The sequence below is a fragment of the uncultured Parabacteroides sp. genome (assembly GCF_905196875.1).
GTDB lineage: Bacteria > Bacteroidota > Bacteroidia > Bacteroidales > Tannerellaceae > Parabacteroides.
In genome coordinates this window covers 1-11232 of sequence record NZ_CAJJWO010000111.1, presented here as the reverse complement: position 1 = coordinate 11232, position 11232 = coordinate 1, and the positions used below count along the sequence as shown (strand labels likewise).

11 protein-coding genes, 1 tRNA gene and 1 pseudogene are annotated in these 11232 nt (G+C 40.3%); 5 read left to right on the top strand and 8 right to left on the bottom strand.

From position 1 onward, the window contains the following. Window positions 1-392 precede the first annotated feature (392 nt). Entirely contained in the window at window positions 393-1694 is a 1302-nt protein-coding gene (locus tag QZ076_RS21185) for a retropepsin-like aspartic protease (RefSeq protein ID WP_293717101.1), read from the bottom strand. 305 nt (window positions 1695-1999) lie between these two features. Here QZ076_RS21185 and QZ076_RS21180 point away from each other — a divergent pair, with 305 nt between their 5' ends. After that, window positions 2000-3262, top strand: coding sequence for a HAMP domain-containing sensor histidine kinase (locus QZ076_RS21180; protein ID WP_293717100.1), 1263 nt, complete (start codon window positions 2000-2002; stop codon window positions 3260-3262). After that, window positions 3259-3943, top strand: a pseudogene (locus QZ076_RS21175) (response regulator transcription factor). The gene QZ076_RS21180 and the pseudogene QZ076_RS21175 overlap by 4 nt, the downstream one beginning before the upstream one ends. A gap of 5 nt (window positions 3944-3948) precedes the next feature. Here the strand turns inward: QZ076_RS21175 and QZ076_RS21170 are convergent. The 5 genes from QZ076_RS21170 to mltG all read right to left on the bottom strand — a co-directional run bounded on the left by QZ076_RS21170 (window position 3949) and on the right by mltG (window position 8557). Beyond that, on the bottom strand, window positions 3949-4737 hold the full coding sequence (locus QZ076_RS21170; protein ID WP_293717099.1) for a 4Fe-4S binding protein: 789 nt from the start codon (window positions 4735-4737) through the stop codon (window positions 3949-3951). Window positions 4738-4742: 5 nt separating this feature from the next. After that, window positions 4743-5249, bottom strand: a complete 507-nt coding sequence (locus QZ076_RS21165; RefSeq protein WP_293717098.1) for a TlpA disulfide reductase family protein — start codon at window positions 5247-5249, stop codon at window positions 4743-4745. Window positions 5250-5254: 5 nt separating this feature from the next. After that, window positions 5255-5836 (bottom strand): indolepyruvate oxidoreductase subunit beta, encoded by a 582-nt coding sequence (locus QZ076_RS21160; protein WP_293717097.1) that lies wholly within the window; start codon window positions 5834-5836, stop codon window positions 5255-5257. Then, window positions 5833-7431 (bottom strand): thiamine pyrophosphate-dependent enzyme, encoded by a 1599-nt coding sequence (locus QZ076_RS21155; protein WP_293717096.1) that lies wholly within the window; start codon window positions 7429-7431, stop codon window positions 5833-5835. The genes QZ076_RS21160 and QZ076_RS21155 overlap by 4 nt, the downstream gene beginning before the upstream one ends. A gap of 82 nt (window positions 7432-7513) precedes the next feature. Then, on the bottom strand, window positions 7514-8557 hold the full coding sequence (gene mltG, locus QZ076_RS21150; RefSeq protein WP_293717095.1) for an endolytic transglycosylase MltG: 1044 nt from the start codon (window positions 8555-8557) through the stop codon (window positions 7514-7516). A 145-nt stretch (window positions 8558-8702) separates the two neighbouring features. Here mltG and QZ076_RS21145 point away from each other — a divergent pair. Next, window positions 8703-8789, top strand: a tRNA-Ser gene (locus tag QZ076_RS21145). Window positions 8790-9248: 459 nt separating this feature from the next. Here the strand turns inward: QZ076_RS21145 and QZ076_RS21140 are convergent. Both QZ076_RS21140 and QZ076_RS21135 read right to left on the bottom strand, forming a co-directional pair. Continuing rightward, window positions 9249-9629 (bottom strand): helix-turn-helix transcriptional regulator, encoded by a 381-nt coding sequence (locus tag QZ076_RS21140; protein WP_046151439.1) that lies wholly within the window; start codon window positions 9627-9629, stop codon window positions 9249-9251. 7 nt (window positions 9630-9636) lie between these two features. Next, window positions 9637-10011 carry a helix-turn-helix transcriptional regulator gene (locus QZ076_RS21135; protein ID WP_046151440.1) on the bottom strand — a complete coding sequence of 125 codons (375 nt, stop codon included), beginning with the start codon at window positions 10009-10011 and terminating at the stop codon, window positions 9637-9639. 133 nt (window positions 10012-10144) lie between these two features. Between QZ076_RS21135 and QZ076_RS21130 the strand changes: the two genes are divergently transcribed. Further along, window positions 10145-10363, top strand: a complete 219-nt coding sequence (locus QZ076_RS21130; protein ID WP_157317127.1) for a hypothetical protein — start codon at window positions 10145-10147, stop codon at window positions 10361-10363. Beyond that, window positions 10360-10923, top strand: a complete 564-nt coding sequence (locus QZ076_RS21125) for a LuxR C-terminal-related transcriptional regulator (protein ID WP_293717094.1) — start codon at window positions 10360-10362, stop codon at window positions 10921-10923. The genes QZ076_RS21130 and QZ076_RS21125 overlap by 4 nt, the downstream gene beginning before the upstream one ends. Window positions 10924-11232: the final 309 nt, after the last annotated feature.

Here is an 11232-nt window from a genome sequence, read left to right as displayed (position 1 = left end):
AGACCTTTTATTATTACTCTCCAAATCTTTTCGCATTTATTTTGTAATTATTTTTTTTAACACAGGCACTGTAATATAATGTACGAGCGTGATAGATACAACCCAGGAAATGATAACGGAAAAGATTCTATCAGGGGAAAACAAGCCCGATTCGTTATATACTATACAGGGATTCTCCCAATTAAGTATACAAAATGGATTCGGACTTATATTCGTTTGACATATATCAAACGAACAAAATATATATATTGAATGAATAGAACATATATGTGCTTCTTGCATTCGATATATATTAAACGCTTTTTTTGATAGGATGTCCTGTCCTGAAATAAGTTTACAAAAAAGCAAAGTAAACTTATGGCAGAATCGAAACATGCAGGTTGTATCCAACATTAATCCATAGTGACCTCCAAAAACATATCATTAAAATTAATAGTAACCCGCTGAAATAAATTAATAAAGTCCATACCCAGAGAACCGTCCTCATTTTTCTGTGACCAATCAGCTTCCGGCTCTTTATAATTCACCTGAATATCTTTTATCTCAAAAGAAGTATCTCCCAAACGTAACGGTATGGAACTCAAGCGTAACACCTCTAAACTCCGAACACCTCCAAATCCTCCTCCAAAAATTTGCTCTTTTATACCTCCGGCATCAATCCATTCCTTATGCTTTTGATAATAATGATAAAACATATCAGCCCGAACATTACCCGTATCGAAAACAAAATGCAATCGTTCATTACCAGAAAAAATTTTCAACCTCAAACCGCCATCATACATCCACATATTCCTTCCGGTTTCCGGAAGCGAATGTCGATTAACCGGAAAGCTAATTTTTTTTTCTTGTGGAAATATATTTACTTCTCCTACTAATCGCATAAAATCAGTACCCAATACGGCATCTACCTGATAGACTGTATCTACTGCTGGATTTGAATCTGCAATCGTTATGATCGCATTTTTAAACGCAATATCACCGATCATCATACTATCTAAAATCCCAGACTTGCCGGTACCCGTAGCAAAAGCCCCTGTAATATTAATCGAATCACGGATAACACAAATTCCCATCTCATCCGCATACCTTTTGGAAACAAAGGTACTTCCCGCCCCCGTATCAAAAATAAATTTATACGTTTTTCCGTGTACCTGTACAGGAACAAACATTAAAACACCACGTCCGGCTTCTTCGATTGTCATGGGTATTTCTGTATCTTTATCCGGCCTGTCAACAACAGGAGCGGCTTCATTGCGCAAAGTATTATAATAATCCGCCAATTGCTGATGAGAAGGGAAATCCTCTCTCTTAGCAAAAGCTTCTATTTGACGTAAAAAATCATATAAACGATCTGCACTCTCTTTATACTGTCCTATTTCACCCAGCATTTTTGAGCGAAGAGCAACCAAACTACTCACATTCGGAAAGCCCAAATCCTCCTGATAATGTTCCAATAACGAATCAATCAGATGTATCGTCTCAACCGGCTTATTAAAATAAGTACCAATCATCACTTCCGACAAAGCTTTTATCGCAACAGACTGAAGCAGCCCGGACACTTTCGGATATTCTTCTTCCAACCTAAACCAGTCGGATTGATTGATCAAATCCCCAATTTGCCGATCAGCATCCTGAGCTTTAACTGATTGAAAAAATGACACGAAGAAAAACAATAAGGCTACAAATGTCTTCATATTCTTTCTTTGATTAATAAGATATGACAAATATAAGCCAAATAACAGACAACGATAGTTAGCACTTTGCAATCTACTGTTATTTAGTGTTACCACCGGAATGAGTAGAGATAAAATCAGGTTATATTTGTAATATGAAATTACAGATGCGCCTCATATTGATTTTCGTTTCTTTATCGGTTCTGGGAATATTCTTTTTTCAGGGTTATTGGTTATGGAATAGTTACAAGATTGAAAAACAACAATTTCAAAGGACAATCAACGAGACATTACAGCAAGCCATAAATGAGGATCTTACATTTCGCATGGATGCGCTAAAAAAAGATACGGCAGCCAATGCGCCTCACGGGGAAATAGAATTTGGCTTCTCTTTGGATAGTACTTCACATGCAGCTTCCAAGCAAAAACCACGCCAAGTTTATTCGCGCACAAAACTTCAAACACAAAACCAGAATGACAGTGCGGTATTTCAAGCATTCAAGCCGGAAAATACACCTATAATGAGAGCTGCATTTAAAGGTATATGGCAAGCGATCAACCGTCTTTCACCTGTCGATGTCGTACAGGTCGACAGTATATGGTCATCGCTTCTCGAAGCCGGAGGCATATACAATCCACATTTTATCGATTTTACATTAGGAACAGATACGCTTCTGGCCTCATCTTTGCTGGACGACCTAAATCCGACCGACCTGCTGTCTACCCATAAAGCCGGATTAAATATAGATGACAGTATTGGCTTACAAGGTTTTATAATCGCTCCATCACAAGCCGTACTCAAACAAATGGGACCTCTGTTTCTCGCATCCTTTCTGTTGATCATCATAACGACAGCGTGCTATATCTACCTGATCCGCACCATTTTGAGACAGAAAACGATCGCGGAGATCAAAAACGACTTCGTCAATAATATGACACATGAACTCAAGACTCCGATCACAATTACCTACTCAGCTATCGACGCCTTACAGACATTCAACTTCGTGGAACAAAAAGAAACGCGGGAAGAATATTTCACACTTTGCCGTCAACAACTGAAGCATTTATCCGGACTGGTAGAAAAAATACTTAGTATGGCCGTAGACGAACGGAAGAATTTCCGGTTACAAAAAGAGAGCTTCCAAGCTCTACCTGTCATAGAAAGTCTGATACAACAATTCAAACTGAAGGCCAACAAAGCTGTAAGATTCAGTATGGAGATAATTCCCAAAGATATACAAGTCTATGCCGATAAGCTACACTTCACAAACGTAATCAGTAACCTACTGGATAACGCGATCAAATATTCTGGACCGAGTGTCGAAATCAATATCCGGCTCCGTGAAACAACTGGTCAGCTTGAAGTCTGCATCACCGACAATGGCATCGGGATTTCTCCGACGCAGCAGACGCGCATTTTTGAACGCTTCTATCGTGTATCGAAAGGAAACATCTACGATGTGAAAGGCTTTGGCCTTGGTCTTAGCTATGTGAAAGATATTGTAGAACGACACGACGGCTCTATAACCATCGAAAGCAGAGAAAAGGAAGGAAGCACATTTACTATTATAATACCTGGCAAAAGATGATACATATACTATTGGCAGAAGATGAAATTGCACTGGCAAAAATCATAAAAGACAGCCTCGAAAGCCGTCACGAGTTCCGTATCACGCTGGCTTCCCACGGAAACGAAGCGTTAAAGCTCTATCAGAAGCAAAAACCGGATATACTGGTACTGGATGTCATGATGCCCCAAATGGATGGCTTCACGCTCACCAAAATGATCCGTCAGATCGATATCCGGACACCGATACTCTTCCTCACAGCCCGTTCATCGGTAGATGATCTGGTCACAGGTTTTCATCTGTGAGGAAACGATTATCTGAAAAAAACCGTTCGATATGGAGGAGTTGATCGTACGCATCCAGGCTTTATTAAACCGCCCTATATCCATTTCCGAACCAAAAAAACAGGAAGTGTTTACAATCGGGCAATATACCTTCCATTACCCACATCAAACCTTACAGATCAGCGACCAAACGGAAACTTTATCTCACCGCGAGGCTGAAATATTACGCTTATTATGCCTACATGCCAATGATGTACTACACCGTAAACCGGTCCTGATGGAACTATGGGGTGATGACTCTTTTTTCAATGCCCGCAGTATGGATGTATTCATTACCAAGCTTCGTAAAAAACTAAAAGCCGACCCCTCGGTTCAGATTGTAAATCTCCGGGGGATCGGCTATAAGCTGATTATTTAGAATGATCAAACGAACAATTCCGGTTCGCGGCGTGCACTAAAGTTCTTATGCAGCATAGCCGTATAAGGAGTATCAAAAGTACGTGCCCCTTCAGGACATTCTTTTACGCAAGCACAACACTTGACGCAAAGAGCAGGATCACTGAACATCCGGTCGTCTACGATCGAGATAGCAGCCACCGGACATACGTCGATACAATATTCACATTGCGTACACAACTCTTCGTCTGTAACAGGAGCCTGTGGCGTAGAAGGTCCTTTCACCTTATATGGAAAGTTTCCTTTTATTTCCAACGATGGTAATCCCGATAAAGTTGATACAGCATCCAGTTTTATCAATGTTTCATGGCCGAACTTAGAAGCCTTCACCAAGTCTTCCTTATCCGGGCGACCGGCAGCAATAGGCATCTCTTTCCGGCTGAAAGAATGCTCGCCGACAAAAGCACCAGCACTGACTGGCACAAAACCCTGAGCCGTCAAAGCATCACTCAACTCCTTCAAAGCATCTTCGTAGTCACGGTTTCCATATACAACAACCGGAATAACCGGGGTCTTTTCTCCCTGAAACATACGAATACGCTCCATAGCCGTTTCCGCGACACGTCCGCCATAGACAGGGACAGCAACAATGACCAGTTCGTTATCGTCTATATGAAGTGTTTTTTTCAACGCTTCATGCGTGATATCCGACTCAGACAATGTATCTCCTCCCAGCCCCTCGGCAATAGCATACGCTATCTTTGCCGAAGTGTGTGTCGGAGAAAAATAAATCAAATGTATATTCTGATATTGCATATTATTTATTTTACAGCAGTCTCGATCTTTTCCATCAATTCTGCAAACTCCTCTTCCGTATATCCTTTGCCGGCATAGATTACTTTACCATCTTTCCCTATCAAATAACTACGCGGAATCAGATTTTTTGCAAATGCTCCGAAGATTGCACGGTTCTTATCCGGATACAACGGGAAAGAAAATCCTTTCTTCTCATTGTATTTTTCCAGTTCAGCATCCGTGTGTTCACGACCGATCACCAACAGCTGAAAGTTCTTATTGTCCTTATACTTCGGCCAGAGTTTCTGCTGCACGTCTGCCAGTTCTTTCTGACAAGGCGGACACCAGGTTGCAAAGAAGTTGACCAGAACGACTTTTCCTTTCAATGTTGCTGACGACATTTTCGCTCCGTTATCGGAAACGATAGTAAATGTCGGCATTTGATCTCCTACCTTTATGATATCGCCGTCACTTTGTGCACGGGCTATAAAAGCAAAGATCATTAGAATGGCGGTTAAGAGAGACTTGTTCATACGCTTTATTTTAAACTTTGGGCAACATCATAGCCGGCTTTCAGTGCTTTCAGGTTCATTTCAACCACTTCTTCACCTTTACGGCCAAAAATACGACGAATACCGTCTTCTATCTTATTATATTCTATCCCGATAAAAGGAGCTGCAGCTCCCAGCATCACAATATTGGCAGCACGCACGGTAGCCACCTCTTTCGCAATTGCTTCCACGTCCAGGATCACTTTGTGAGGCAACTTATTCAGTTCTTCGTTCACCTTGTCGATGTCCGGATAGTTAGGAATATTTACAAACGGTTGAGAGTTAGTAACCAGCCATCCTTCTTTTTTCAGATAAGGAAGATAACGAAGGCTTTCCATCGGTTCCAATGAAATGATCAGATCGGCATGTCCTTTCGGTATCAGGTCGGAAGCGATCGGCTGGTCAGATAAACGCAGGTTTGACTGCACATCGCCTCCACGCTGACTCATTCCGTGTACTTCAGCCTGCTTCATATACAGACCTTCTTTCAATGCGGCTTCTCCGATAACGGCGGCAATAGAGAGGATCCCTTGTCCTCCTACACCTGACAATATAATATCTGCTCTCATTTCTTACTTGCTTTTTTCTTTCTTGTTAATGTCTGAATACATTCACGACGCGGGATCAGAACGGACACACCCTTGTATTCGATCTCTTCACGAATAATCGTCTTCATTTCTTCGTAATTCTTCTTCAACGGAATCATCACACGAATATGAGCCGGATCAACACCGATACCGGCACAAATAGCTTCCAAACGTCCTGTTCCGGCCGAATCTTGTCCACCGGTCATTGCCGTTGTTTCATTATCGGAAATCACGATCGTGATATTTGTTTCTTCGTTTACACAATCCAACAATCCTGTCATACCGGAATGAGTGAAAGTAGAGTCACCTATTACAGACACAGCCGGGAATACACCTGCGTCGGCAGCACCCTTCGCCATCGTAATGGAAGCTCCCATATCGATACAAGTGTCGATTGCACGGAACGGAGGCAAAGCTCCCAACGTATAACAACCGATATCACCGAACACTTTCGGTTCTTTATATTCAGCCAATACTTCATTCAGAGCTTCATACATATCACGGTGACCGCAGCCCTGGCACAATGCAGGCGGACGTTGTTCTACCACTTCAGGAATAGCATAATAGCTGGTAATATCTTTACCCAGAGCTTTTCCTACGGCATCAGGAGTCAATTCACCATCCCGCTGCAAAGTTCCGTCCAGACGGCCGTGTACCTTAATGCCTGTTCCCATATATCCTTTCAGCTGTTCTTCCACTACCGGATACCCTTCTTCCAATACCAGGATTTCCTTGCATTCGTTTACAAGCTTCTCCATCTGTTTGCGGGGAAGAGGGTACTGACTGATCTTCAATACCGGATGTTCAAATCCGTCCGGATAGTTTTCAGACAGATAGTTGAAGGCAATACCAGTCGTAATAATACCCAAATCCTTATTTGGACCATCGAAATACTGGTTGTATTTTGATGTTTCAGAAGAATCGACAAACTGTTTCTGAGCCTCCAATAAGACTTTGAAACGTTTACGAGCCAAAGCCGGGAGGAGGATAAAACGCTGACGTCCGTCTGCCGGACAGTTCTTGGTGTTTTCATCCTTCATCGGACGGGTAACTACACCTGCACGAGAGTGAGCCATACGGGTAGTGATACGCATCAGGATCGGATATCCCAGTTTTTCTGAAAGTTCGAATCCTTCATAAACCATATCGTATGCTTCCTGCTGACTGGAAGGTTCCAGCATCGGGATCATAGCAAAATTACCATATACGCGATTATCTTGTTCGTTCTGTGAAGAGTGCATAGATGGATCGTCAGCAGTAATAATAATCATACCTCCGTTAATACCGCTCATTCCTGCATTCATGAAACAGTCGGCAGCGACATTCAAACCTACGTGTTTCATACAGCAAAGTGAACGCTTTCCGGCATAACTCATACCTAATGCTGCTTCCATTGCTGTTTTTTCATTTGCACTCCAACGGCTATGTATCCCCCGCTCTTTCGCAACAGCTGAACCTTGTATATACTCGGTAATTTCAGTTGAAGGGGTACCCGGATAGGCATAAACCCCGGATATACCAGCATCGATCGCAGCTTGTGCGATAGCCTCATCCCCTAAGAATAGTTGTTTTTCCATGTATATTTGTTTCTTAAATTGATTTTTATGTAATACCAACTGCCAAAGATACAGCTTTTACCACAAAGAAAAAGCAAAAAGCTTATCTAATCTTTCTTCTGTTAAGTTCAGCTCTGTACCGGTTTGCGTTACGGTTATGTTCTGCCAATGTCGCCGCAAAATTATGACGTCCCGAAAAATCTTCTTTGGCGCACATATAAAGATAATTATGCTTCATATAATTCAATACGCTGTCCATTCCTTTAATAGTAGGTATGCGTAAAGGACCGGGAGGCAATCCGGCATATTTGTATGTATTATACGGAGAATCGATTTCCAGGTGTTCGAACAGGATACGCTGTAAGCTAAAATCACCAACAGCAAACTTCACTGTAGGGTCGGCTTGTAAAGGTATCCCCCGATGAATCCGATTCAGATAAAGACCTGCAACAATTGGATATTCATCAGATGCAGCAGTTTCTTCTTCTACAATAGAGGCTAATGTAGCCACTTCAATCGGACTCAGCCCAATCGCCTTCGCTTTTTCCAAGCGGGCATCCGTCCAGAAGGCCTTATATTCCCGCTTCATACGTTGCATCAATTTATCTGCCGGTATATTCCAATAGACCTCATACGTATTAGGAATAAACAGAGAGGTGATTGTTTTCGTCGTAAATCCTAAAGAATCACAATAAGCAGAGTCGTTGAGTAAGGATAGCAATTCTTCCTTATCAAGCATCAACTGTTCATCCAATCGCTCAGCAAGGTCTTCCTTAAAACGGATATTATTAAAAGTCAAACGGATAGCCACCTGATGTCCACGCCGCAAATCATTCAATAACTCCAGATTACTCATTCCGGGCGATACGGCATACCGTCCGGTTTTCATATTCGCCTGGTATTTCAGTATACCAGCCAGTTGCTTGAAACTGCCTATCCGGTGACAACCGGCAGAGTCCTGCAGTTGCCGGCATAAATCAGTAAAACTCTTATCCTTCCCTACATAAACATACACCGTTTCCTGTGGCACAAAGTTCGGAGCCCAGGCCAAGCGATAGCCCCAAATTCCCACTCCTACTATCAAAAGGACAAAAAAAAGGACTATTCCCGCTATTATATTTCGTTTCGATTGTTTTTTCTTATTCATTTTTTATCAAATAAAATCCTGAGTATCAGAATCGGCAACAAAAGTAGCATCTTTTTCTTAGAAAATAGATGCAAAAAGCTTTGTTTATTTAAAAACATACATCTATCTTTGCAGCGCAATTCTAAGGAAGAAGCACAGAACACATGGAAGTGTGGGTGAGTGGCTGAAACCACCAGTTTGCTAAACTGACGTACTCGTAAGGGTACCGGGGGTTCGAATCCCCCCGCTTCCGCTCCAAAGGCTGTTAATTGAAAAATTGACAGCCTTTGTTGTTTTCAAACCATTCCTTATTCACTTGTAGTAAATCTAAAAACATGCCTTATTCCGGGTAAAACCTTTTGCCATCGCATTGGCAAAGGTTTACCACCCTATACGCACTTTTTTGCCACTGCGCTGGCAAAACTTTTTATCAGGAAGAATATATGTAAAACTGCTGCTGAAAAGACAAAAAAAGAGGTAAATCATTATCTGATTTACCTCATCTGTAGTCGGGATGAGAAGACTATTTGGCAACATTTTTGTGTAGATTTTTTGTTGATAATCAATGTGTGTAAAAACTGTTTTTCTCTCTGTTTCTCCCGGAACTATCCCGGATAAACAAAAAAACAAGGCTCATATCAGCCTGATTAATAAGATGTTTATTCATATTGTGTATATTACTTAGTAACTATTAGTTTTTGATATACATTTATTATTTGCCTTTCATTAAAATCTGTATCAGTCGCTCCTTCTCAGATATAACTTTATCCTTTTCAGTTAATAGTAGTTTTAGATTATCAATCTCTCTTTCCTGAAATTCTTGCATTACATTTACATGACCCTGCTGAACTCTATTCCCTGAGCCAGATATTTTTCCTATTTGATTATTCTCACATATCTCTTCTTCATCAAAAAAACAGACAACAGGAACAGATAAGACTTTTGCAATCTCAATTAATAATCCTGTGTCAATATTCTCTTTTTTGAATATAGTATAAACATGCTCTCTTCCCCTATTGATTTTTTTTGCAAAACCAGTAACACTCAGTCCACTGTCTTCTACTAGCTGCTGTATTCTGTTCCCTATATGCATATATTCACTATTTATTTTTCATCAAAACTCCTATCAATCGTTCTTTTTCAGATATTACCTTATCTTTTTCTACTAATAAGAGTTTGAGATTTTCTATCTCTTTTTCCAATGAAGACTGCATCACATTTACTTCTCCTTGCTGTATCGTATTACTATTCCCTGAAACATTCCCTATCTTATTAGAACAAGAAAATTCACGATTAAAAAAAACATCCATAGATACATTAAAGAAGTCCGCAACAGGTTCCAATGTTTTTACGGTAGGATTACCGTAAACGATTGTTTTATAAGAATTAAAGCTTATACCAAGAGCATCCTGTATATCCTTTTTTCTCAATTTTCTTTCACTTAAAAGCTGATCTATTATCGTTCCGTTGTACATCACATGAATTATAATGCGTTAATAAATACAAAATACTTCGTTTTTAAAGTGAAATATATTGCGTTATATGAATTATATTGTACTTTTGCGATATAAAGTTAATACAAATGCGACATAAATGCAATACATAATTATGATGACAAAAGATGAAAAAAATGAACTAAAGAAAAAATTACCCACAAAGTGGGTTACTGATTTAGCTATTAGTACAGGTTTTTCTAAAGCTTATGTTATGAGGGTAATGTCTGGTAAAGCCACTCATGTTGGAATTGAAAAACAGGCTCTAAAACTTGCTTTAAAACATCAAAGAGAGATTAACGATGTTGAACGGTTAAAAAACACTGTGCTATGAATAGTCTACCTAAACTACCTGCCGGTATTTTCGGACAAGGTATAGAAGTCTTCCGCGACAATGAAGGTCGAGTTTTCTTTTTGCAAAATGGGAATAAATTACCTTATCTCATGATGGCTCCTGAATACAGAGAATATTTCCAAGCAGAGCTGGCAGCAGATAAAACAACATTGGCCATAATAAAAAAAGAATTTGGCTTAATAACCGCTGATGAACAAGAGGAGATGTTTGCCGGCTGTCGCTATGGAAACCTAGATTACAGAGCTGATTTGCTTGATGGTAAACTCACTCCCGATGCACCAAGATGTTCCTTGATTTCTACATGTCCAGGATTCAATGTTGTTTGTAGAATTCCTACTCCACCAAACGGTTCCCTTACCAGATCAGAATACCGGATAATTATTCTAATATGTCAAGGCAAACAAACAAAAGAGATATCTGATATCCTGGGAATAACAGAGGCTACAGTTCGCACACATATTCAACGTATTCATTCAAAACTTGGAGTAAATAATAACATCGAAGTCGCCTCATGGGCACACGATAAAAGAATAATCTAACATGGGATACAATACTCAAACTTTCGAAACAGCGGCACAGTCGCTTGGATATGTAATCGAAAAAATTAAGAAAAATAGCCTGGATACAGTAGACTCAATGTTTGGAGCTATTGTCGAAGGGACCTTGGTTAAACAAGTGAGATGGGATTCGTATGGCCACTGTTTTTCTTATAAGGGGAAAAAATTACCAAAGTACGATCTTCCATTAGATACTATTCAGACTAGGGTACAGAACAAATAGAATCACTTATAAAAAGAACTGAATCAAATGGGAAAAGTACACGCCTCTCTCTTTTCCGGCTTCGGGGC